23 protein-coding genes are annotated in these 22,956 nt (G+C 65.9%); 14 read left to right on the top strand and 9 right to left on the bottom strand.

Annotated elements, in window-relative coordinates; translation table 11 throughout:
• Nucleotides 1–22 precede the first annotated feature (22 nt).
• Both dcd and OX459_RS09390 read left to right on the top strand, forming a co-directional pair.
• Nucleotides 23–592: a dCTP deaminase gene (dcd, locus tag OX459_RS09385; RefSeq protein WP_034755486.1), complete on the top strand. Its 570-nt coding sequence runs from the start codon at nucleotides 23–25 to the stop codon at nucleotides 590–592.
• Nucleotides 593–713: 121 nt separating this feature from the next.
• Complete coding sequence (locus tag OX459_RS09390) at nucleotides 714–1,055, top strand: FlxA-like family protein (RefSeq protein WP_289904749.1); 342 nt, start codon at nucleotides 714–716, stop codon at nucleotides 1,053–1,055.
• 41 nt (nucleotides 1,056–1,096) lie between these two features.
• On the opposite strand, the gene OX459_RS09395 is transcribed toward OX459_RS09390, so the two are convergent.
• Both OX459_RS09395 and OX459_RS09400 read right to left on the bottom strand, forming a co-directional pair.
• A complete protein-coding gene (locus tag OX459_RS09395) occupies nucleotides 1,097–2,590 on the bottom strand; it encodes an ATP-binding protein (protein WP_289904750.1) in 1,494 nt (497 codons plus the stop codon).
• 2 nt (nucleotides 2,591–2,592) lie between these two features.
• Entirely contained in the window at nucleotides 2,593–3,282 is a 690-nt protein-coding gene (locus tag OX459_RS09400) for a response regulator transcription factor (protein ID WP_251348393.1), read from the bottom strand.
• A 193-nt stretch (nucleotides 3,283–3,475) separates the two neighbouring features.
• Here OX459_RS09400 and OX459_RS09405 point away from each other — a divergent pair, with 193 nt between their 5' ends.
• The 4 genes from OX459_RS09405 to OX459_RS09420 are packed head-to-tail and all read left to right on the top strand — an operon-like array spanning nucleotide 3,476 to nucleotide 5,622.
• Complete coding sequence (locus OX459_RS09405; RefSeq protein WP_289904751.1) at nucleotides 3,476–3,958, top strand: periplasmic heavy metal sensor; 483 nt, start codon at nucleotides 3,476–3,478, stop codon at nucleotides 3,956–3,958.
• A 15-nt stretch (nucleotides 3,959–3,973) separates the two neighbouring features.
• A complete protein-coding gene (locus OX459_RS09410) occupies nucleotides 3,974–4,630 on the top strand; it encodes a hypothetical protein (protein ID WP_289904752.1) in 657 nt (218 codons plus the stop codon).
• A 3-nt stretch (nucleotides 4,631–4,633) separates the two neighbouring features.
• Nucleotides 4,634–4,798, top strand: coding sequence for a hypothetical protein (locus OX459_RS09415; RefSeq protein WP_171985041.1), 165 nt, complete (start codon nucleotides 4,634–4,636; stop codon nucleotides 4,796–4,798).
• Nucleotides 4,756–5,622: an intradiol ring-cleavage dioxygenase gene (locus OX459_RS09420; RefSeq protein WP_289904753.1), complete on the top strand. Its 867-nt coding sequence runs from the start codon at nucleotides 4,756–4,758 to the stop codon at nucleotides 5,620–5,622. Before OX459_RS09415 ends, OX459_RS09420 begins: the two co-directional genes overlap by 43 nt.
• Here OX459_RS09420 and OX459_RS09425 read toward each other — a convergent pair.
• From OX459_RS09425 to OX459_RS09435, 3 genes are all read right to left on the bottom strand, one after another.
• Entirely contained in the window at nucleotides 5,619–7,064 is a 1,446-nt protein-coding gene (locus tag OX459_RS09425) for a DUF1501 domain-containing protein (RefSeq protein ID WP_289904754.1), read from the bottom strand. The two genes, OX459_RS09420 and OX459_RS09425, sit on opposite strands and share 4 nt — an antisense overlap.
• A 9-nt stretch (nucleotides 7,065–7,073) precedes the next feature.
• On the bottom strand, nucleotides 7,074–8,876 hold the full coding sequence (locus OX459_RS09430) for a DUF1800 domain-containing protein (protein ID WP_289904755.1): 1,803 nt from the start codon (nucleotides 8,874–8,876) through the stop codon (nucleotides 7,074–7,076).
• Between the two features lie 102 nt (nucleotides 8,877–8,978).
• Nucleotides 8,979–9,290, bottom strand: coding sequence for a hypothetical protein (locus tag OX459_RS09435; RefSeq protein ID WP_289904756.1), 312 nt, complete (start codon nucleotides 9,288–9,290; stop codon nucleotides 8,979–8,981).
• On the opposite strand from OX459_RS09435, the gene OX459_RS09440 reads away from it, so the two are divergent.
• The 8 genes from OX459_RS09440 (at nucleotide 9,289) to OX459_RS09475 (ending at nucleotide 17,470) form a co-directional block, all read left to right on the top strand.
• Nucleotides 9,289–9,852, top strand: a complete 564-nt coding sequence (locus OX459_RS09440; protein ID WP_289904757.1) for a hypothetical protein — start codon at nucleotides 9,289–9,291, stop codon at nucleotides 9,850–9,852. The genes OX459_RS09435 and OX459_RS09440 overlap by 2 nt on opposite strands.
• A 63-nt stretch (nucleotides 9,853–9,915) precedes the next feature.
• Nucleotides 9,916–10,644 carry a hypothetical protein gene (locus OX459_RS09445; protein WP_289904758.1) on the top strand — a complete coding sequence of 243 codons (729 nt, stop codon included), beginning with the start codon at nucleotides 9,916–9,918 and terminating at the stop codon, nucleotides 10,642–10,644.
• 4 nt (nucleotides 10,645–10,648) lie between these two features.
• Complete coding sequence (locus OX459_RS09450) at nucleotides 10,649–11,998, top strand: hypothetical protein (RefSeq protein WP_289904759.1); 1,350 nt, start codon at nucleotides 10,649–10,651, stop codon at nucleotides 11,996–11,998.
• The gene (locus tag OX459_RS09455) at nucleotides 11,995–14,169 is read left to right on the top strand and encodes a hypothetical protein (protein ID WP_289904760.1); all 2,175 of its coding nucleotides are present in this window, start codon (nucleotides 11,995–11,997) and stop codon (nucleotides 14,167–14,169) included. Before OX459_RS09450 ends, OX459_RS09455 begins: the two co-directional genes overlap by 4 nt.
• A gap of 20 nt (nucleotides 14,170–14,189) precedes the next feature.
• Nucleotides 14,190–15,227, top strand: coding sequence for an aminotransferase class I/II-fold pyridoxal phosphate-dependent enzyme (locus OX459_RS09460; protein WP_289904761.1), 1,038 nt, complete (start codon nucleotides 14,190–14,192; stop codon nucleotides 15,225–15,227).
• Nucleotides 15,220–16,047 (top strand): hypothetical protein, encoded by an 828-nt coding sequence (locus tag OX459_RS09465; RefSeq protein WP_289904762.1) that lies wholly within the window; start codon nucleotides 15,220–15,222, stop codon nucleotides 16,045–16,047. Before OX459_RS09460 ends, OX459_RS09465 begins: the two co-directional genes overlap by 8 nt.
• 34 nt (nucleotides 16,048–16,081) lie before the next feature.
• Nucleotides 16,082–16,732, top strand: coding sequence for a hypothetical protein (locus tag OX459_RS09470; protein WP_289904763.1), 651 nt, complete (start codon nucleotides 16,082–16,084; stop codon nucleotides 16,730–16,732).
• Between the two features lie 9 nt (nucleotides 16,733–16,741).
• Nucleotides 16,742–17,470 carry an amidohydrolase family protein gene (locus OX459_RS09475; protein ID WP_289904764.1) on the top strand — a complete coding sequence of 243 codons (729 nt, stop codon included), beginning with the start codon at nucleotides 16,742–16,744 and terminating at the stop codon, nucleotides 17,468–17,470.
• 6 nt (nucleotides 17,471–17,476) lie between these two features.
• On the opposite strand, the gene OX459_RS09480 is transcribed toward OX459_RS09475, so the two are convergent.
• The 4 genes from OX459_RS09480 to OX459_RS09495 form a co-directional block, all read right to left on the bottom strand.
• The gene (locus OX459_RS09480; RefSeq protein ID WP_289904765.1) at nucleotides 17,477–18,865 is read right to left on the bottom strand and encodes a sigma 54-interacting transcriptional regulator; all 1,389 of its coding nucleotides are present in this window, start codon (nucleotides 18,863–18,865) and stop codon (nucleotides 17,477–17,479) included.
• Between the two features lie 276 nt (nucleotides 18,866–19,141).
• Nucleotides 19,142–21,400 (bottom strand): arginine/lysine/ornithine decarboxylase, encoded by a 2,259-nt coding sequence (locus tag OX459_RS09485; protein WP_034784421.1) that lies wholly within the window; start codon nucleotides 21,398–21,400, stop codon nucleotides 19,142–19,144.
• 239 nt (nucleotides 21,401–21,639) lie between these two features.
• Nucleotides 21,640–22,125: a dihydrofolate reductase gene (locus OX459_RS09490; RefSeq protein ID WP_289904766.1), complete on the bottom strand. Its 486-nt coding sequence runs from the start codon at nucleotides 22,123–22,125 to the stop codon at nucleotides 21,640–21,642.
• Nucleotides 22,122–22,886, bottom strand: coding sequence for an alpha/beta hydrolase (locus OX459_RS09495; RefSeq protein WP_289904767.1), 765 nt, complete (start codon nucleotides 22,884–22,886; stop codon nucleotides 22,122–22,124). The genes OX459_RS09490 and OX459_RS09495 overlap by 4 nt, the downstream gene beginning before the upstream one ends.
• Nucleotides 22,887–22,956: the final 70 nt, after the last annotated feature.

The raw sequence follows: 22,956 nt of genomic DNA on the forward strand, positions 1-22,956 counted from the left end.
ATTCTAGAAAGATACCCCTGCGATGACGATTAAAAGCGATAAATGGATACGCCGCATGGCGGAAACAACGGGCATGATCGAGCCGTTCGAACCGGGCCAGGTCAAGGAACGCGACGGCAACCGCATCGTTTCCTACGGCACGTCCAGCTATGGCTATGACATCCGTTGCGCCGACGAGTTCAAGTTGTTTACCAACATCAACACCACCATCGTCGACCCGAAGGATTTCGACGCGAACAACTTCGTCGACGTGTCGGGCAAGGGCTATTGCATCATCCCGCCAAATTCGTTCGCGCTGGCCCGTACCGTCGAGTATTTCCGCATTCCCCGCAATGTGCTGACGATTTGCCTGGGCAAGAGCACGTATGCGCGCTGCGGCATCATCGTCAACGTCACCCCGTTCGAACCGGAATGGGAAGGCTATGTGACCCTGGAGTTTTCCAACACGACACCGCTGCCGGCGAAAATCTACGCCAACGAAGGCGTGGCGCAAGTGCTGTTCTTCGAGTCAGATGAAGTGTGCGAAACGTCGTACAAGGACCGCGGCGGCAAATACCAGGGCCAGGTCGGCGTAACGTTACCCAAGACCTGATCGCGGTGAAGGGAGGGGCGCCAGCCGTCTTTCTCTGTCTTTACCTGCCTTTACACCTGCGGCACTACATCCGCGCCCATGCTTGCCGTTAACCTTGGTATCGAAACACTGAGGAGGCATCATGGTAGCGGCAATCGGTTCAGGCGGCGCGGTCAGCGCGGCCAGTAGCGCCAGTTCGGGCAGCAGTTCGCAGATCGCGGCGCTGCAAAAGCAGATCACGGCGGCGCAGAAGCAGTTGACGGAGTCGCAGAAGGGCGAGCAGACGGAGGCGTCGCAAAAGCTGCAACAGCAACTGGCGCAGCAAATCCAGGCCTTGCAGGCGCAAATTGCCCAGTTGCAAGCTGCCGCCGCGCAGAAGGCGGCGCAGCAAGATGCTCAGCCGGCCAGCAGCGCCGATACGGCGACGAGCCCGGCCAAATCGACTTCGTCCACCCTGGGCAGCATCATCGATACGCAAGCGTAACAGCAACTCCGCGCATAAAAGACGCCAGGCTCGCCGACAGGTCAGCCTGGCGTTTTGACGGGCAACAACATTTCCACGCACAGTCCGCCACCGCTGCGCAAGCTGGCCCCGATGCGGCCGCCATGGGCGTTGATGACGTGCTGGGCGATGGCCAGGCCCAGGCCATGGCCGTCCGTGCTGTGCTGGGTATTGGCGGCGCGGAAGAATGGTTCAAAAATGCGGGCCAGGTCGGCGCTGGCCACGCCGGGTCCCCGGTCCAGCACGGCGATGCGCAGGCAATCATGCTGGCGCGACAGCTCGACATCGACCGTGCCGCCGTCGGGGCTGTGCTTGACAGCATTGCGCACCACGTTTTCCACGGCGCGCGCCAGCAGTTCGGGCTGGCCCGTGACGCTGGCGTCGGCCATGGCCGCGTCGACCGCCAGGTCGATGCCCATCAGGCGCGCCCTGGCTTCATAGCGGGCGTCGTCCACGATGTCGTGCACGAGGTCGGCGATGCCGACGTCTTCGCTGTGCGCGTGCCCCGCGCCCGCTTGCACGGCGCCCGCTTCCAGCCGCGACAGGGTCAGCAGTTCACCGATCAGCTTATCCATGCGCTCGCTTTCGCGTTCGATGCGCTGCATCGAGGCGGCCATCTTTTCCGGCTGCTGGTGCGCCAGGCCGATGGCGGCCTGCAAGCGCGCCAGCGGCGAGCGCAGCTCATGCGAGACATCATGCAGCAAGCGCCTCTGGCTGTCCATGAGGCTGCGCAAACGGCCCGTCATGCGGTCGAAATCGCGTCCCAGGTCCGTCAATTCATCGTCGCGCTTGCCGCTGGCGTGAAAGCGCGGCGCCAGGTTACCGTGCGAGGCGGCCTCGAACGCCTGCCGCAGGTCGCGGATGGGGCGCGCAAAATACCAGGCCAGCAAAAAGGCGAACAGCAGGCTGGCGGCGATGGCGGCGGCCAGGGGAATGAAGGTGCGGTAGGGGCTGTCCATGCGCGGGCCGGGCGGCATGCCGCGGCCGAATTCGCCGCGTGGCGGCGGGGCGCCCGCTTCGCCGGGGCGTGGACCGGGTCCCATGGCGCGCGGGCCGCTCAGGGTGACGGCGTTGAGCGTGTCGCGCGCGGCGCCCGCCTCGGCATTGCGGAAGCGTTCCGACGAGGGCAGGAACAGCAGGTAGCGCTTGCCGTCGCTGCCGGCCACGTCGCGCACGACGGGATGGGCCTGGCTTTGTTGCAGCATGGCGCGCGCCTTGGCCAGCATGGCGGGATGCACCGTGCGGCCCATCAATTCTTGCCCTTTGGCATCGACAGCAAACACGCGCATGCGTTCGAGCTTGCCCAGGAATTGCCGCAAGGCCTGGCTGCCGCCTGCTTCCACGGTGGCGCTGGCGGCCTCGATGATCATTTGCGCGGGCGGGCTGGTGTCGATGTCGAGGGCCCGTTCCTGCTGCGCGGCCCGGTTTTTCAGCCAGAAGGTGCCGCCGATGCCGATGGTGGCCGTCACTTGCGCCAGCATGATGCACAGAAAAAACTTCCAGAACAGACGGCCCACGCTTACTCCTTGATCAGCTGGTAGCCGAGACGGTACACGGTTTGCAGGCAGGAACGGCCATCGGCCAGGCTGCCCAGCTTGCGGCGCAGGCTGCTCAAGTGCACGTCGATATTGCGGTCGAAGCGGGCCATGGGCCGGCCCAGGCCCAGTTCGGACAGCTGATTCTTGCTCACGGGTTTGCCCGCATGGCGCACCAGCACTTCCAGCAGGTTGAATTCCGTGCTCGTCAGCTCCAGGTGCGCGCCGGCCCAGGCAACGCGGCGCTGTTCCGGCCACATCGTCAACTGGCCCACGGTCAGCGGCGCCAGGCCCGACGTGTCCTGCGGCGCCGCTTGCGCACGGCGCAGGATGGCGCGGATGCGCGCCGTCAGCTCGCGCGGCGTGCACGGTTTTGTCACGTAATCGTCGGCGCCCAGCTCCAGGCCCACGATGCGGTCCGTATCGTCGCCGCGCGCCGTCAGCATCAGGATGGGCAGGTTGCTGCCGGCGCGGATGCGGCGCAGGGTTTCCAGGCCATTCATGCGCGGCATCATGACGTCGAGGATGGCGATGGCGTACAGGCCCGTCAGCGCCTCGGCCGCGCCGCTTTCGCCGTCATGCACGGCGCGGGCGTCAAAACCTTCCTGCGTCAGGTATTCCTGGAACATGCCGACCAGTTCCACGTCGTCATCGATTAACAAAACCTTGCTCATGCCTGTGCTTTTTTCGGGTGAATATCGCCCGATGATAGCAGTCAAAGGGGGCCGTTCAGGGCGGTTTTACCCGCTTTTACATACGTCCGCTTACATTTGCGCACCTTCCTTTACACGCTTTTACGCCGCCCTAACGTTGCTTTACATGCCAGACGCCCACAATCAGGGCTGATCGTCACGAAAGGAAAGCCCGATGAAATACCTGAGTATTGCCGTATCCCTGTTGCTGCTGTCCGCCTGCAGCATGCCGCTGCTGGCGCTGGCCCAGCAAGAAGCTGCGCCCATGGAAGGGCCGCCGCCCGGCCTGGGTCACGGACCCGGCGGACCCGGCGGACCCGGTGCGCCAGGCTTGCCGCCATTCCTGCGCGGCATCGACTTGAGCGAAGCGCAGCAGGACAAGATTTTCGCCGCCACCTATGCCCAGGCGCCATTGCTGCGGGAACAGGAAAAGATCGCCTTCAAGGCCCATGCGCAACTGCGCGCGCTGGCCGGGTCCAGCGCCTACGACGATGCGAAGGCCAGCGCGCTGGCCAGCACGGCGGCGCAAGCCATGGCGCAGATCAGCTTGCAGCAGGCGCGGCTGGAGCAGCAATTGCTGGCCGTGCTGACGCCGGAACAGCGCAAGCAGGCGCAGCAGCGGGGCGACAGCCGCCCCGGTCCGCGCCGCCCCCAATAAGCACAGGAGAGTGAGATGAGCATCAGTGCATTGAGTTCGACCAGCGCCGCCAGCCAGCTGAGCGCGTTCAGCCGCCTGGGCGGCGGCAGCAATACCGGCAGTACCAGCGGCGCGGGCGGCACGCGGCCGTCAAAACCCGACGATGGCGCATTTCTCGACGCCATTTCCAGCGCCTTGTCATCGATCGGCGTGACGGTCGATGCCAGCGATGGCGATAGCGCGACGGACGGCAGCAGCGCCGCCGGCAGCGGCGACGCGGGCCAGGCGCTGGGCGCCTTCCTGCACCAGCTGATGGGCAGCCTGCATGCGCAGAGCGGTGGCGGTGCCGGCGGGCAAGAAGAGGGGGGCGAGCCGCCTTCGGGGCCGCCACCCGGCGGTGGCGCGCGCGGCGGCCTCGGCAATATCGAGTCGGATTTGCAAAGCTTGCTGCAAAAACTCTCGTCATCCGGCAGCGATGGCAGCAACAGCGCGCAGAGCGCGGACGGCAGCGTGACGGACTTGCAGTCCAGCTTTGCCAGCCTGCTCAGCGCCCTGGGTGGCGATGAGGGCGGCACGAGCAGCAGCAGTAGCAAACTGAACAGTTTCCTGCAGGCATTGTCGGGCAGCCTGGGCGCGGCGAGTGCGGGCGGCAGCCTGTCCGCCAGCGGCAACCTGGTCGATACAACGGCTTGAAGCATGGAACGCAAGCTCGCCATTGCCGCCAGGAAGGCGCTCGCGCAACGGGCCACGCAGGCGCTGTTCCTGTGCGCCAGCCTGAGCCCTGCCTTGGCGAGCTTGCCCTACTTGATGGAATATATATGGACTTACATGATCACGGTCTGGCATCCGACCTCGAAATGATGCGGCAACAGGCGTTTGAACGGCGGCAAGTCCTGCGCTGGCTGCTGGCGGGCGCCGCCACCTTGCCGTTGATGAGCTGCGGCGGCGGGTCGGACGCCGGCGGCACGGCCGCGAGCGGCGGCGCCGGCACGGGCACGTCCGGCGGCGCCGGCAGCGTCACGATACCGGCGGCGGGCGCCTGCACGGTGATTCCCGAGGAAACGGGCGGGCCGTATCCGGCCGATGGCACGAACACGAATGGCGGCAGCATCATCAACGTGCTGAACCAGTCGGGCGTCGTGCGCAGCGATATCCGCGCCAGTTTCAATGGCGCCAGGGGCGTGGCGGCAGGCGTGCCCTTGACCATCAATTTGCAGTTGCTCAACGCCAGCGGCGGCTGCGCCAGCCTGGCCGGCTACGCCGTCTATCTGTGGCATTGCGACCGCGACGGCCTGTATTCGCTGTATTCGAGCGGCGTCACGACGCAGAACTACCTGCGCGGCGTGCAGGAAACGGACAGCGCCGGCAAGCTGGCGTTTGCGACCATCTTTCCCGGCTGCTACGCAGGGCGCATGCCGCACGTGCATTTCGAGGTGTATCCCAGCCTGGCCAAGGCGGCCAGCGCCGCGAACCGCATCAAGACGTCGCAGTTCACGTTCCCGATGGCAACGCTGAACGAGGCTTACACGGCCAGCGGCTACACGGCCAGCGTGCGTAACCTGGCGCAGATCAGCTATGCCACCGACAATGTCTTTGCCGACGGCACCAGCTTGCAGATGGCCACGGTGACGGGCAATGCCACCGATGGTTATGTGGTGACCCTGACGGTGGCCGTGAACGGTTAAGTTGCCGTCATGAAACCCAGGTCGCGCCGGCTGAAGTTGCCGATGTTCGGGAACACGTCGGCCAGCTGGCTGTCGGCCACGCCGAACCATTTGGCCAGGGTGGCGCCATACTGGTCGACGGAGGTGGTCGGCAGCAGGGAGCCGGAACCCACGTCCAGCTCATGGCCCAGGCCCGTGGCGGGGAAGGCGCCGTAGATGTCGCGGCCCTTCACGGCGCCGCCCACGACAAAGTGGTGCGCGCCCCAGCCGTGATCCGTGCCGTCGCCGTTGCTGCTGAATGTGCGGCCGAAGTCCGACGCCGTAAACGTCGTCACCTGGCGCCGCACGTCGGCGCCCTGCAGGGTGGCCAGGGTCGCGTCGAAATACGCGAGCGCGTGCGCCAAGCGCGCCATCAGGTCGCCGTGCAATTCCTTCTGGCGGTCATGCGTGTCGAAGCTGCCCAGGGTCACATAAAACACTTGCCGTTTCGCCCCCAGGGGACCGCGCCCGCCGATGATGCGCGCCACCGTCTGCAATTGCACGGCCAGCTGGTTGACGCTGGACGCGCCCGTGTTCGGGTTGATGTAGGGAGGCGGATTGGGCACGCCGCCCGCGCCGGCCGCCAGCATGGCGCCGCTCAGCACGCTCTGGCTGGAAATGGCGCGCTGTACCGTCGCCACGTGTTCCTGCTCCATCATGTCGTCGCCCGCCGTGCTGATGATGTCGCGCAAGGCCGTCTCGCCCTGGGTGGTGCCGAACAGGTAGCCGCCGCCGATATTGCGGATCGGCACGGCGCCCGCCTGGCCCACCTGAAACTGGCGCACCTGGCGCCCGCTGAGGAACAGCGCGTTCGACGCGGCCGAGATGGCCGTAAACGTCGCATTCGCGTTGCCCGTGCCGAGCAGGTCGCCCAGGCGTCCGCCCCAGCCGATGCTGGCGCCTTCCGGCAAGCCCGATTGCCAGGTCGATTGCTGGTCGTTATGCGAAAACAGTTTCGGCGGCAGCGCCACATTGCCCGCCTTGTATTGCGCCAGGGTCAGGGGTTGGATCAGGGTGCCCACATTGGCAACGATGGCGGCGCGGCCGCCGTCGAACAGGTCTTTCACGGGAGCGAGGGCGGGATGCAGGGCAAAGCTGCGGCCCGTTTGCGCCGTGGCCGGCGTGATCGGCAGCACGCCGCCCGTTTCGCCGACGCCGGGCAGGTGGATCGAATCGTTGCTGCCCGTGTTGCGCAGGCGCAGGTATTCGCTCCACGATGGCGTGTCCGTGGCCAGCACCGTGTTGAAGGAATCGTTGCCGCCGGTCATGAACAGGCAGACGAGGGCCTTGTAGTCGTCGGCGGACTGGGCCGCAGCCTGGCCCATGGCGGCCAGGTTGAGGGCGAATGGCGTGGCCGCGGTGCCGGCCAGGCCCAGCATGGAGCCGAGGAAGCGGCGGCGCGAGAAATGAGAGGTGATAGTCATGCTGCTTCCTTATTTTTGAACCAGGTATTCAGGCGAGGCCATGGCCAGGAAAATGGCCAGGTGCACGCGGTAGGTTTTTGCCGTCGTCACTTGCGCGGCATTGCTGCCGCTGGCGGCGGGAATCGCGATGCTCGTGACGGCCGCCAGGATCTTGCCGCGCAGCCGGGACGACATATTGCCGGACATTAATAGCAAGTTGACCCGGTCCAGCAAGGCGGCGGGCTGGTCGGCCAGGGCCAGTTCGGCCGAGTAGTCGGCTTGCACGGCGCTGTTTTCCGCCACGCCGCCGCGGATGGCGTCCTGCATGAAGTTCAGGTAACCGGTGACGGACGGCTCCGACGTGATTTGCATTTCCGGCGCCACCAGGCCCGCCGTCGCCAGCGCCGAATTGGGCGGCACGTACGAGGGGCGGAAGTAGTTGAAGACGGATGGCGCGTTCATGGGATTCTGCCCCAGCCCCGACAGCGGATCGCTCAGGTAATAGATGCGGTACTGCAAGGCCGCATCTTTGGCGTGAAAGGCGCGCATCCAGTTGCCCAGACGCACAAGCGGTTCGCGCAATTTGCCCGTGCGCAGGCTGCTGCCGGCTGGCGCCAGCGCGTCGGGGTCGAGCAGCACGGCGCGGATCACGGCCTGCATGTCGCCGCGCACGCCTGAACCATTGTTGGCGAAGGCGGCCGCAACCCTGCCCACATAGGCCGGGCTGGGGTTGCTGGTCACCAGGCGCTGGATCAGCTGGCGGCCAAAGAAGGGGCCGGCATTCGGATGGTTGAACAGGGTGTCGAGGGCCAGCGCCATGTCCGCTTCGCCGCCGGCGGCGCCCGCCGCGCTCACGCCCAGGAAGCGCTTTTCGCTGGTGGAGTGGTACGCCGCATAGTTCTGCATCGGTTTCCAGTCGCGGTCCGGATCGGCCACGCTGCCAAAGAAACGGTTCGCGCCCTGGTCCGGGCCGGCCCAGCTCCAGCCCGTAAACACTTTCGCCAGGCCGCCCACATCGTCGCGCGTGTAGGTGTCGATGGGCTTGCCGCCGGACAATTTCAATGAACCATCCGCATTCAGCTGGTACAGGCCGATGGTAAACAGCTGCATCACTTCGCGCGCGAAATTCTCGTCGGGCGTACGCGTGGCCGATTCCTTCTGGTTGCGCAGGTGCGACAGGTACAGGCCCATCATCGGATGGGTGGCCACGCCCTGCAGCAGGGTGCGGAAGTTGCCGAACGCATGTTGCCCCAGCATATCGTAATAGCTGGCGACGCCCCGCGTTTGCGTCCATACGCTCTCGTTTTGCGTGGACACGACGAAGATTTCCGACAGGGCAAAGGCCACGCGTTGGCGCAACTGGTCGTCGCCGCGCACGGCTTGCTGCCAGAACGACTCGTAAAAGTCGTTCGGCACGGCCTTGGTGGCCGCTGCGCCCGCAACGGGATACTTGGCGTCGATATATTTGCGGTGCAAGGTTTGCGGCTTGGAAAACTGCGCGCGGAACCAGGCGTCGCTGTCGCTGGCGGCGAGGGCGTCGATGGCCGCCATGTCCGGCCCGAACGTGGCGCGGCCCAGGAAGCGCGACGCTTCCGCGCGCGTGAAGGTGGCGGTCTGGTTGGCCGGGGGCGTGGTCAGGGGCGGCGGCGGGATGGTGTCGCCCGGCTTGGTGCCGGGGTTGGCCGGATCGCCGGGGGTCGTGGTGGTCGGCGGCACGACCGATATGTCCGGGTTCTGGGTGGCGCCGGTCTTGCTGTCGCCGCCACCGCCGCAGGCGGCAAGCAGGCTGAGTAATGTGATGGCCAACAAACGGCGCAAGGTAGGGTCTATCATTTAGTTTCTTTCAGGCAATCAAATTCTGGCCCGTTAATTGTAGGGCTTGCCTACCAAAATCCTGTTTCCAATTAACTATTTACGTGTTGGCCACGTTTACTTTTATCGTCCGTTGGCGTGGTGTTGACGGTGTTTTTGGCGGGGTAGCGCGAAGTTTTCTTTTTGAAAATGAAAAATATTTTTTGCCGATAGCGAGCACTGTGGCGGATAGGCGACGTAATCATTCCTGCCAATTAAGCTTGTTTGAAAGCTCATCTTGACAACGAAACCCGCTTCGCCGGAAACCATGGTTTTTACGCTATCGGCGAAACGCCGTTCGCCATCCTGTCCCATTCTTCCCCTGCGCCGGACTGGCATGCCCCTTGCGTCAGGGAGGCATGGGCCATCCGCCCGCCTTTCAACGGAGCCTGTCATGACCAGCCGCCTGCTCGCCTATCGTCCCGAAATGGAATTGCCTGAAACGCCGGGCGTGCTGCCGCTCCAGGAAGATGCGCTGGCGCTGGCGGCGCAGTTGCTGGAATTGCAGGGGCCGGCCCAATTCGATGCTTTCCTGGCGCACCAGCTGGGCGCCACCGCGGCGGGCCAGCAAGTGCGCGGCACGCCGCTGGAAGGGCCGCTGCGCCAGTTGCTGGGCAAGGTGCTGGCGCCCTTGCTGCCCCTGCATGGTGGCTCGCCGCAGGCGCTCAAGCGGCGCGCTGCGGCCATCTTCGGCATGGAACTGGAAGGATTGAGCCCGGAAGACAAGGAATTCGAACTGGCGCGCCAGGTCGTGCACCTGATCGATGCCGTCAACACGGCGCTGGTGCAGGACGGCGTCCTGGGCGCGCGCGACCCCAGGACGCGGGTGGACGCGGCCCTGCTGCAAGTGGCACGCCGCGCGGCGCCAGGCTTGCTCAGGCAGGCGGCGCAAACGCCGGGACGGGATGGTGGCCATTGGCGCCGCGAGGGCGGGCACATCGTCGTGCTCGATTGTTAGCCGGACGGCTGCTGCGTCCGGCACTGTTATGTCAACCGAGGTGCTAACTTTGAGGAGTTCATCATGCATGACTTGGATCGTACGACCCTGGAATACGGACAGGAAATGTCCGGATTTGAAGCGGAACAGTTCGAGTTTGGCCAGGGCGAGTGGAGCGGCGAGGGCGGCGCGAGCGCCATGTTTTCCGAGGCCGAGGAGATGGAGCTGGCGAATGAACTGTTGTCGGTCAGCAATGAAGCCGAACTGGAACAGTTTCTCGGCAATTTCCTGCGCAAGGCCGCCTCCGTGGCGGGCGGCATCATCAAGTCGCCCGTGGGACAAGCGATCGGCGGCGTGCTCAAGGGCGTGGCGAAGAAGGCCATTCCCCTGGCGGGCGGCGCCATCGGCGGCTATTTCGGCGGCCCGCTGGGCGCCAAGATCGGCAGCGGCCTGGCCTCGGCCGCCGGCAGCGCCCTGGGGCTGGAAGCGGAAGCGTCGTCGAACGAAGACCGCGAATTCGAGGGCGCCAAGCAGTTCGTGCGCCTTGCGGCCGATACCGTCAGCCGCGCCGCGCAAGCGCGCGGCAATGGCGACCCGCGCGCCGTCGCCCAGGCGGCGGCCAGCGCGGCGGCGCGCCAGTTCGCGCCAGGCTTGCTGGGCCGGCCGGGCGGCCAGGCCACCACGCAGAACGGCAGCGGCGCAGCTGCGGGGGGCGGCATGGCGCCGGCCGGCGTGCGCAGCGGCGCCGGCATGCGGCCATCCAGCGGCCGCTGGGCGCGCCAGGGCCACAAGATCGTCCTGTACGGCGTGTGACATCATGGCCATCGGCGCTTATGCAGCCTGGATGCTGGACCAGGAGGCGCGCTCGCTGCTGACGCGGCTGGCGCGGCTGGAACCGTTTGCGCTGATCGAGCCGACGGTGCTGGCGGCCGCCCTGATGCCCAGCGCCCAGTCGGCCATCGAAAGCCAACTGGTGCAGGGCCGGCGCGCCTTGCGGCGCATGGTGGCCCAGTTCCAGTGGTGGCTGCGGCGCGAGCACGCCGACGGCGCCAGCATGGCCACGGCTGCCGAGGCCCAGCGCCGCTTCACTTTCCTGCGCTTGAAGTTCAATGCCGCGCTGACCCAGTTCGACCTGTTCAACGAGGTCATCACCCAGCGTAGCGAGCACAAGACGGGCGTGTGGCTGGCCGGCCTGGATATCGTTGCCGCCGATGCGCTGGCGCTGCCCGGCGATGTCTACCAGGCGCCGCCCGTCATCTGCTACCTGGACCGGGGGCCGGGCGCGGCCATCCGCCGCGCGCGCACGCGCCTGCCGGGCGGCGGCGACAATCCCGTCGCCATCATCCGCCTGCCGCGCGAACGCATGATCGGCAGCGGCATCGCCTCGTCGCTGGTGCACGAGATCGGCCATCAGGGCGCGGCGCTGCTGGACCTGGTGGCGTCCTTGCGGCCCGTGCTGCAAGCCATGCAGCACGGCGGCAGCGGCCTGGTGCACGTGTGGCAGCTGTGGGAGCGGTGGATATCCGAGATCGTGGCCGACTTCTGGTCGCTGGCGCGGGTCGGCGTGGCCGCCACCCTGGGCCTGATCGGCGTGGTCAGCCTGCCGCGCGTGTTTGTCTTCCGCCTGAATATCGACGATCCCCACCCGGTGCCATGGCTGCGGGTGCGCCTGAGCTGTGCCATGGGACGGGCCTTGTATCCGCATCCGCAGTGGGACCGTCTGGAGCAGCTGTGGCTGTCGTACTACCCGCTGGCCGGCCTGCCGCCGGCCCGGCAGCGGCTGCTGGAACAGTTGCAGGCCAGCATGGACGCCCTGGTGGGCTTGCTGGTGCAGCACCGGCCGCCGGCCTTGCGCGGCGGCTCGCTGGTCGAAGCCATGGCCGTGCACGCGCGCCAGCCGGCCATGCTGGCGCAGCTGTTTCGCAGCTGGGCCCTGGCGCCGGCGCAGATGTACCAGGCGACGCCGACCCTGGTGTTCGCCGTGCTGGGCCAGGCGCGCGCCAGCGGCACCTTGAGCCCGGAAGACGAAAGCGAGCTGCTGGGGCGTTTGCTGGCCCACTGGGCCCTGCGCAGCACCCTGGACACGTCGGAGCTGTGCGCGGATGTCGTGCGGCATGGCCGCCGGTCCGGCAAGCCGTTTGATTATCCATTGAGGAGAATGACATGAGCAGCAAGATGAGCAGCAAGATGGGTGGCAAGATGGGCAGCAGGAGCGGGACGGCGGGCCAGGCGGGCCCGAAACAGCAGGGCGGCAGCATCGTCGTCACCGTGCACGAGCAGGACAGCGGGGCCATGGTCGTCAATGCCGCGATCAGCCTGTACCGGGGCGCCGACGCCGACTGCCATGATTTCAACGCTGCCGCCTGGCAAGCCGACCCCGCCATGCTGGTGGGCGTGCGCTGGACGGATGGCCGTGGCGGCACCGTGTTTGCCGACCTGGCGACGGGCAGCTACGTGGGCGTGTATGGCAATTTCCCCGCCACGGCGCCCCAGTGCGTGACGGTGCAGGCCGGCTGCAGCGCCGTGCTGTGCTTCAAGCCACAGCTCAACCCGCAGGTGGGGCTGGCCTTCGAAACGCCGGACTGCCATCCCAGCGACTGCAATTTTGGCAGGGTGGGCGACCGCGCCGTGGCCACCGTCTCGTTTGACGGCGATCAAAGCGCCGACGGGCGCGACCAGGTGCAGGTGCTGGCCGCCGCGCCATGGGTGCCCCTGCGCGGCACGCCGAACGCCTTTTCCACGCCCGTGCGGCGCGCCGGCATGCACCGTTTCATGGCGCAGATGATGCTGTCGCAGCGGCCCGACCTGCGCGGCGCCTTGCCCGTGCCGGAAGGGCTGAGTCCGAACGCCATGCTGGCCGTGGATGCGGAATACGAGACGGAAGAGCGCCAGCCGCAGCCCATCTCGGGCAATGTGGGCGTGTCGCTGACGCGCACGGAAACGGAGCCGACAGAAGACTTGCCCCTGTGGACCTTGATACGCAACAGCACCGAGGCGATGTCGTTCACGAATTACCTGCATTTCATGGACAGCCTGTTTTGCGGCGACCTGGCCGCCGTGCGCGGCTTCGAGCAGGAGCGCTTCGTCAAGAAGGCGGACATGTTCCAGCAGCTCAAGCAGCGCCGCGCGCTGCCGTTCTCCGATTCGGACTCCTACCGCGTGCTGAAAGTGGCGACGGAAGCGTTCGTGATGGTCAATTGCGGCGTGCTGAACCAGCCGCTGGCTTTCAATCCGGCCGAAGACAACGCCTATCTGGACCGGCGCGACATCCCCCAGGGGCGCGACCTGGAAACCGTGCTGCGCAACGATTACCTGGAAAACATCGACGGCTTCCAGACCTTGCCCTACCTGGCCGTGATCCGGCGCAAATTGCCCGACATCCCCATCAGCATCCCGCGCGGCCAGGAGGGGGAAGTGGACCTGTGCTTTGGCATCATCCAGGAAAAGCTGGCGAACCCTTGCCTGCTGGAACTGATCTGGTCGTACTGGCACGAAGAGGGCATGCTGGTGCAGACCATGAACGCCATCGCGCAACGCTTCCAGAACCTGCGCGCCCCCGGCGGCGGCCTCGACCCCTTGTCGAACACGGAAATCGACATGCTGCGGCCCCTGAATAACTTGCTCTGGGGCTACACCCAGGATGAGCAGCACCGGTTGACCGTGGTGCGCCGCAACTACGAATATGACCATCACTACGGTGTGCGCCTGGACGGCAAGGCAGTGCAGCACTTCCGGCCGGCCGACAGCCGCTCGAAATTCCTGGAAGCATTCCACCACCTGTTGCGCCTGCTCACTTCCTTCTACAAGCAGGATGACGACACCACCGTGAAGGCGGATGCCTTCCCCGTGCTGAATGCCTTGAAGGAAATCCATTTGATTCTGTCGCAGGGCGCGCACAACCAGTTCGGCGACTTGCCGTCGACGGCGCGCATCGAGATGCTGATGCAGCAATGGATGCTGGCGCGGCCTGAATTCCGCGAATTCTTGCCGACGCGCGTGATGGTGGCGTATCCGGAACCGTGGATGGATCGGGTCGATGCCATGAAGAAATTGCAAGGCTGGACGGATACGAGCGTGATGCATTTCCGCAACCTGGCCATCTTTGGCGAGCAATTGCTGCTTTCCGTTCGCTACGGCAACTGGAGCGACATCTACGAACCCACGCAGGCATTCAACTGGGCGCGCTTCTGGCGCCCGCAAGTGCAGGGCTATATCCACGGCTACCGCGCCGCCACCGGGGTCGACCTGTCCGTCGACAGCAGCGACCCGGTGATCGAAGCGACGATGCCCTCGGTATTGCTGCGCCAGCGCCTGAGCCAGCAGCTGCGCAGCGTCTAGGACGGGAGCGGGGCGCGTGCATGCTCGACTTTACCAGTGCGCTCTACCTGGGCATGCGCCATCCGGCGGCTTCGCTGGCGCCGTGGAGCAGCCTGACTCAGGGACAGCCGGCCGCGCTGCAGGAGCCGCCCGGCGCGCAAACCCTGGCAGCAAGCCTGGCTGCGCTGCAAGGCTGCGAGGGCGCTTGCGTGCTGCCGTCGACCCTGCACCTGTTCTGGGACCTGTTCGGCATGCTCGCTGCCGAGCGGCTGGTGATCCTCGTCGATGGCGGCAGCTACGCCATCGCGCGCTGGGGCGCCGAGCGGGCGCAGGCGCTGGGCTTGCCCCTGCGCATGTTTCCCAGCGGCGAGATGGCGGTGCTGCGGCGCCTGGCGGCGCACTGGGGCCGGCAGGGGCGGCACCCGCTGATCCTGGCCGATGGCTATGTGCCGGGCAGCGAACAGGTCTTGCCGCTGGCCAGCTACGCGGCCCTGGCGCGCCAGGGGGGCGGCTATCTGCTGCTCGACGACACGCAGGTGCTGGGCGTGATGGGCACGGCTGGTGGCGGCTCGGCGCGGCTGCATGGCTTGCCGGGCGGCTACGACAAGGGGGGCGGCCACCTGATCGTTGGCGCTTCGCTGGCCAAGGGCTTTGGCGTGCCGCTGGCCGTGCTGGCCGGCAGCGGCAACTTGCTGCGGCGCTTCGAGGCGCACAGCCAGACGCGCGTGCATGCCAGTCCGCCTTCGGCAGCCGTGCTGGCGGCGGCGCGGCGCGCGCTGGCGCTCAATGCGCGCCATGGCGACGCCTTGCGCGCCAGGCTGGCGGAGCGGGTGGCGCAATGGAGGGCGGGGATGGCGGCGGCCGGCATCGCCTGCCAGGGTGGCAGCTTTCCCGTGCAGCGCCTGCCCGGCCGCGCCCATTTGCAACGGGTCTTGCGCGCAGCGGGCGTGCTGTCGCTGGCGCAAGCGGGGGAAGGTCCCGGCGCGCTGACTTTTCTGCTGCGGGCCGACCAGACGGCGCGGCAACTGGAGCAGGCGATGGGCTTGCTTGAACATCACATCAGGAGGCGATATGAATGAAGCGTTTGAAATGCTGCCCTTTGCGGGGCAGTCGGGAGCGGCCGGCGAGCAGGAATGGCAGGGGGAGTGGTCGCCAGAGTGGTCGCAGGAGTGGCAGGGGGAGGAAGAGGGCGAGGCCGAATGGGAGGGCGAGCGCTGGCCCCCCGGTGGCGCGCGCGGGGGCATGCGCGGCGGCGGGCTGCGCGCGCGGCCGCCCCTGCGCGGACAGCGCCGTCCCGCACCGCCGCCCGTGCCCTATCTGCCGCCGCGCTACCGGGGCTGGGGCGGCTACGTGCCCCTCTACCCGACCCTCTATCCGCAGGCCTATCCCGTGGCGGAACCGGCGTTTGGCGACCAGCAGGAACCGGAGCCGGGCATCGATGCGGGCCAGGGACAGGATCAAGGGCAGGACCAGGGCCAGGACGATGACGGGCAACAAGGTGAAATCCCGCCCACCCTGGCCGGCACCATGGGCCGGGTGCCGGAAGCGGCCGCCTTGACTTACCAGGCGCTGGGGACGCTGGCCAATGCCTTGCGCGACCCGAATGGCCGCGGCCCGGGCCTGTACGTGATCGAGTTCGATGCGGGTGGAAGGCGCCGCGCCTACAGCGGCCAGACGGACGATCTGCACCGCCGTTTGCTGCAGCACCGGCTGTGCGGCCAGATGTTGGCCGTCGACGTCAGCGCGCACCAGGTGTACGTGGCGGCCCTGTCCTCGGCGGCGCAGCGGCGCCGCATCGAGCAGCGCATCCATGACGACATGTTCGCCAACCAGCGCGGCGTGCTGACCAACCAGCGGCGCGAACTGGAACTGGCCGTGCTGGGTGAAATGTGGAACTGACGACAGCGCCTTGACGACTGCGAAGGAGTACATCATGCATCAACTCGAATGTGAATGCGCGCAATGCCGCCAGCGGGCCGGCACCGCGTTTGAAGTGCTGGAGTTTGGCGAAGCCTGGCCCGGCAAGGGGAGCGCCCCGGCCCTGTTCAGCGAAGAGGAAGAGTTGCAGCTGGCCATGGAATTGCTGGAAGTGTCCAGCGAGGAGGAACTGGAACAGTTTCTCGGCAACGTCTTCAAGAGCGTGTGGAAGGGCGTCAAGAAGGTGGGTGCTACCATCGCCAAGGTGGCCAAGCCCCTGGGCGGCGCCTTGAAGGCCGTGGCCAAGACGGCCTTGCCCTTTGTCGGCGGCGCCCTCGGTTCGATGATCCCCATACCGGGCGTGGGCACGGCGCTCGGTTCGGCCCTGGGGCGCGCCGCCAGCAATGCGCTGGAACTGGAGCTGGAGGCCGCAGCGCCGGCCGACCGCGAGCTGGAGCTGGCGCGCCGCTTCGTGCGCATCGCGGGGCAGGCGGCGCGCCTGGCGGCCGACGGCGACGGCAGCGCGCGCGCCGTGGAAAGCGCGCTGACGCGGGCCCTGCACCAGCAGCTGCCGCATTTCCGTTCGGCCGCGCCGCAGGGCGAGGAGGAGAGCGGGCGCTGGCGCCGGCGTGGCAACCGCATCGTCGTCATGGGCGACTGGCAATAGCGCGGCAAGATGATCATCGACTGCCATTGCCATGCGGGGCCGGGCGACGGCTTGAGCGGGCCGTGGGACAGCGATGCGCCGCTGCAAGCCTATCTGCGCCGCGCGCAGGCGGCCGGCATCGCCCGCAGCGTGCTGTTCGCCACCTTCCACTCCGATTACGCGATCGCCAACCATGGCGTGGCGCGCCTGGTCGCGTCCGATCCGCAGCGTTTCTACGGTTTTGCCTTCGTACATGCGCGGCGCGACCGGGGCCGCATCCAGGATCTGGTGCGCACGGCCGTCGAGCGCTACGGCTTTGTCGGCATCAAGGCGCACCGCCTGGATGCGCGCATCAGCGGCGAAGTGTGCGACGCGGCCCGTTTCTTCGGCTTGCCCGTGCTGTACGACCCGGCCGGCGAAGTGGCCGTGGCCGAACTGCTGGCGCAGCAGTATCCCGATGTCGATTTCATCCTGCCCCATCTGGGCAGCTTCGGCGACGACTGGGCGGCGCAGCTGGCGCTGATCGACCATCTGGCCCGCCACCGTAACATCCATGCGGACAGCTCGGGCGTGCGCCGCTTCGACTTGCTGCAGCAGGCCGTGCGCCGCGCGGGGCCGCACAAGGTCTTGTTCGGCTCGGATGGCCCCTGGCTGCATCCGGGGCTGGAATTGCACAAGATTCAGCTGCTAGGCTTGCCGCCGGCCGATGCGGCTTTGATTACGGGTGGCAATTTCTTGCGGCTGGCGCGGCTGGTTTGAGGCAGATCAAGGCGCGGCCGGCGGAATCGCAATCGTAGCGGCAGTCGCGGCTGGCGTCGCGCAGGCGGCCGCCTTGCGGCGTATCTGCAAGGCGCGGTCCGTCACGCCCAGGCGGGCGGCGGCGCGCTGGTTGTTGCCGTGTTCCTCGGCCAGCACGAGGCGGATGGCCATGTCGGTGGCGCAGCGCGCGATGTGCGACAGCTTGCAGCCCTGAGTCAGGGCCCGCCGCACGGCCGCTTCGAAGTGCTGGTCGGGCCAGGGCGGCGCCAGCAGCCGTTCTTCGGGGGGCAGGGCGCCGATGGTGATGGGGCCGGGGCCGCAATGGCGGTGCCAGATGCGCGTGACGGTCTGGCGCAGCTCGCGCACATTGCCCGGATAGTCGCGCAGCAGCAGGTATTCGCGCACGGCGGCGTCCAGCGGGGGCGGCTGCTGCTGGGCCAGTTCGGCGAGGAAATGCCGGGCCAGCGGCAAGATGTCGTCCTGGCGCTCGCGCAGGGGCGGGGTTTGGCAACGCCAGCCGGCGATGCGGTAATACAGGTCGGCGCGGAAGGCGCCGCGCGCCACCTCGTCTTCCAGTGCACGGTTGGTGGCGCAGACGAGGCGAAATTGCGTCGGCTGCCAGGTATTGCCGCCCACGCGCTTGTATTTGCGTTCCTGGATGGCGCGCAGCAGCTGCGCCTGCAGGGGCAGCTGCAGTTCGCCCACTTCGTCGAGGAAGAGCACGCCGCCGTCGGCCAGGGCGAAAGCGCCGTCGCGCGGTGCCGCTGCGCCCGTAAACGCGCCCCGTTCATGGCCGAACAGTTCGCTGCCAGCCAGTTCCGGCGACAGGGTGGTGCAGTCGAGGATGGTGAAGTCGCCCCGGCAGTTGCCCAGGCGGTGGACCAGTTGCGCCAGTAAATCCTTGCCCGTGCCCGTCTCGCCCGTGATCAGCATCGGGGCCTGGCTGAAGGCGGCCATTTCCACCACGTGGTGCAGCAAGGCGGTCCAGGCAGCGCTGCCGCCCACCAGTTGCTGGCGCACGGCGCTGGACGCCAGCAGCTGCGCCACGGCTTGCCAGCGCTGCAGGCGCGCCAGCACCTGGCCCGCATCGACGGCGCCGCCAGGCCACAGCAGCACATCGAGCGCGCCGGCCGCCAGCAGGGCCCGCTGTTGCGCGCAGCTGACGGCCTGGCCGCAGGCGGCGATGGCCAGCACGCGGGCATGGCTGCACAGTGCCGGCAGCGCCTGCAGCAGCGCCGTATTGGCTTCGGCGAACAGCACGATGCCCGTTCCATCTTCTTCGCCATCGTGCCGCCGGGCTATAGTTACCTGAGCCTGCTTCAAGGCCGCCGCCAGCAAGGCGCCACTGCCAGCCGCCGCCTGCTGCATGATTTCCAGCCACACCTTGAGCGTCATAGGCCTGCCGTCACGAGGGCACGAGTCGCCCATCTTAGAAGTCCGATACCCCGGTCGTTTGATCTGGCGCAAGCGTGCGCGCTGGCCCACAATGAAAAACGCCGCCTGATTTGCATCAGGCGGCGCCATGTAAGCAGCGTTCTTTAACGAACGTCACGACGGTTCATCCAATCGTAGCGAGCGGCAATGATTTGTGGCCGAGAAGCGCAACCGTACTCTGGTACGGTGAGCATCGCCGGCCGCAAAGCGCGCCAAGCGAGATTGGATGAGCCGTAACTAGTCGTCCAATTTCACACAGTCCACAAAATAGCCGCGTTTGCCATCGACTTCGCGTTTCACGAGGCCATGCACATCCGTCTCGAAGCCGGGGAAGCGCTCGTTGAAGTCGCGTGCGAAGCGCAGGTAGTCGACGATGGTCTTGTTGAAGCGCTCGCCCGGGATCAAGAGCGGAATGCCCGGCGGGTACGGCGTCAGCAGGATGGACGTGATGCGGCCTTCCAGTTCGTCGATGGCCACGCGCTCGATTTCGCGGTGCGCCATCTTGGCGAACGCGTCCGACGGCTTCATGGCCGGGATCATGTCCGACAGATACATTTCCGTCGTCAAACGGGCCACGTCGTAAGCCTTGTAGAAATCGTGGATCTGCTGGCACAGGTCGCGCAAGCCCATTTTTTCGTAGCGTGGGTTGGCCGCCGCAAATTCCGGCAGGATGCGCCACATCGGCTGGTTCTTGTCGTAGTCGTCCTTGAATTGTTGCAAGGCCGTCAACAGGGTATTCCAGCGGCCCTTGGTGATGCCGATGGTAAACATGATGAAGAACGAGTACAGGCCGCATTTTTCAATGATGACGCCGTGCTCGGCCAGATACTTGGTGACGATGGACGCGGGGATGCCCGTGTCGCCGAACTGGCCGTCCAGCGACAGGCCCGGGTTGACGATGGTCGCCTTGATCGGGTCGAGCATGTTGAAGCCGGGAGCGAGGTCGCCGAAACCGTGCCAGTCATCCTCGGCGCGTATCATCCAGTCTTCCTGCTGGCCCATGCCTTCGTCGTTGAAGCTGGCCGGACCCCACACCTGGAACCACCAGTCCTGGCCCCATTCCTGGTCGATCTTTTTCATGGCGCGGCGGAAATCGAGCGCTTCCATGATCGATTCTTCCACCAGGGCCGTGCCGCCCGGCGCTTCCATCATGGCCGCGGCCACGTCGCACGAGGCGATGATGGAGTACTGCGGCGAGGTCGAGGTGTGCATCAGGTAAGCCTCGTTGAAGGCGTCCTGGTCCAGCTTGACCGTGTCCGATTCGCGCACGAGGATTTGCGAGGCCTGCGACAGGCCGGCCAGCAATTTGTGCGTGGACTGGGTCGAGAAGATCATCGATTCCTTGGCGCGCGGACGGTCCTTGCCGATGGCGTGCATATTCTTGTAGAAATCGTGGAAGGTGGCGTGCGGCAGCCACGCTTCATCGAAGTGCAGGGTGTCGATCTTGCCGTCCAGCATTTCGCGCAGGGTTTCCACGTTGTAGATCACGCCATCGTAGGTCGATTGCGTGATGGTCAGGATGCGCGGCTTCTTGTTCTTCGCTTCGCGCGCGAACGGATTCGCTTCGATCTTGCGGGCAATGCTTTCCGGCGTGAATTCGTGCAGCGGGATAGGGCCGATGATGCCCAGGTGATTGCGCGTCGGCATCAGGAACACGGGAATGGCGCCGCACATGATGATCGAATGCAAGATTGACTTGTGGCAATTGCGGTCGACGACGACGATGTCGCCTGGCGCCACGGTCGAATGCCACACCATCTTGTTCGAGGTCGAGGTGCCGTTCGTGACGAAATAGCAATGGTCGGCATTGAAGATGCGCGCCGCATTGCGTTCGGACGCGGCGACGGGGCCCGTATGGTCGAGCAGCTGGCCCAGTTCCTCGACGGCGTTGCAGACGTCGGCGCGCAGCATATTTTCACCGAAGAACTGGTGGAACATCTGGCCGATCGGCGACTTCAGGAAGGCCACGCCGCCCGAGTGGCCGGGGCAATGCCACGAGTAGGAACCGTCGTTGGCGTAGTGCACCAGCGCGCGGAAGAACGGCGGCGACAGGCCATCCAGGTAGGATTTCGCTTCGCGGATGATGTGGCGCGCGACGAATTCCGGCGTATCTTCGAACATGTGGATGAAACCATGCAGTTCGCGCAGGATATCGTTGGGAATATGGCGCGAGGTGCGCGTTTCGCCGTACAGGTAAATAGGGATGTCGGCGTTCTTGTAGCGGATTTCCTCGACGAAGGCGCGCAGCGACTTCAAGGCGTGATCGGTTTCCTCGATGGAACCGGCGCCGAATTCTTCATCGTCGATCGACAGCACGAAGGCTGACGCGCGCGATTGCTGCTGGGCAAATTGCGACAAATCGCCGTAGCTGGTCACGCCCAGCACTTCCATGCCTTCTTTTTCCATTGCGGCGGCAAGGGCGCGAATGCCCAGGCCGGACGTATTTTCAGAACGGAAATCCTCGTCAATGATGACGATGGGGAAACGAAATTTCATGCATGTCTCCAAAAAAGCAAGCCGCCCCTGACAGATGTGAAGGGGCGGACTAGGGCGCGACGGTCAGGCGGTAGTGCAACCCGGCAGCCGCATAAAAAAAATAAGAACGGGATTCTCGCAGAAATGCGGCCTCTGCGGGAAAAAAATATCGCCCCAAAGCGCCACAAGCTTGCGCTAGCGTGACGCAACGGTGTGACAGGGGTATTACAGCAACATTCTGTTAATCAACATCAACCTTATCAGGCTTTGCGTTGCAAGGTGACAAAGGCGTAAGGCAGGCCGGATTTCTCCGAAACATGCGCTTCGCGCGCGGTTTCTTGCCACACGGCATGATCTACGGCGGGGAAAAACGCGTCGCAGTCAAACGTCTGGCCGATTTCCGTGATGATCAGGCGCTGCGCCAGGGCCAACGACTGCTTATAGATGTCGGCGCCGCCGATGACGTAGCCTTCGGCGCCGTCCAGCAGGGCGATGGCCGCTTCCAGCGACGGCGCCGCTTCCACGCCTTCATGGCGCCAGTCCGGATTGCGCGTGATGACGATGTTGCGGCGGTTCGGCAGCGGGCGGCCGATGGAATCGAAGGTCTTGCGGCCCATCAGGATGGGGTGGCCCGTCGTCAAGCGCTTGAAATGCGCCAGGTCTTCCGGCAATTTCCACGGCAGGGTGTTGTCGATGCCGATGCCGCCTTGCTGGTCGGTGGCGACGATGATGGTCAGTAAGCTCATTGGTTCTGTGAAAAAGGTGGGGGCGATGCCCGATGCCCGTCATTATCGTTGAAATTGCCGGCAGCCTCCAGATGCGCACGCATGGCTTGCGCCAGCGCGCCTGGCGCTTCCAGCGGAATCATGTGGCCGGTATCGTCTTTGAGTATGTGCAAGGTGGCTTGCGGCAGGCGGGCGGCCATGGCGCGCAGGTCGTCGGGATTGACGAGCTTGTCGTCTTCGGCACCCACGATCAGCACGGGGAAATCGAGTTCCGGCAAGCGCGCCATCAGGTCGGGGCGGTCTATCGTGGTGAGAAATTGCGCCAGCAGCACCTCCTTGCCCAGGTCCAGCCCCATCTGCTGGATCAGGCCCGTGATGGCGCCGTCCTGCAAGTGCGATGGGTGCAGCAATTCGCGCAGGCGCTGGCGCGTGATGCCCGTATAGGCATTGCGCTCGAGCATGGCGACGATGCGCTGGCGTGCTTCGACCTCCGCCGGCAGCAAACCTTTGGCCGAATTGGCGATCAAAGTGAGGGATTTCACACGCTGCGGGTGCGCCAGCGCGTGTTCGAGCGCCAGGTAGGCGCCCAGCGAAAAGCCCACCAGATGGGCATGCGGAGCGCTGTGGCTGGCGATCATCTGCTGCATCTGCGGGCGCGTGCGCGCCTGGTGCAGGGGTACGTGCCGCAGCTCAAAGGCGTCGCCCAGGGCAGGCGTCAGGCGCGACCACAGGCGTGCGTCGCACAGGGTGCCAGGAATGCAGTCGAGTCGTATATTGATCAAGGACAAACCTGCTTGATGGTGAAAATGAGAGTGAAAAATTTTTGTCGAGCGGCATTATCCGTCATTTTGC

It is taken from the genome of Janthinobacterium sp. SUN026 (genome assembly GCF_030397625.1).
GTDB lineage: Bacteria > Pseudomonadota > Gammaproteobacteria > Burkholderiales > Burkholderiaceae_D > Janthinobacterium > Janthinobacterium kumbetense.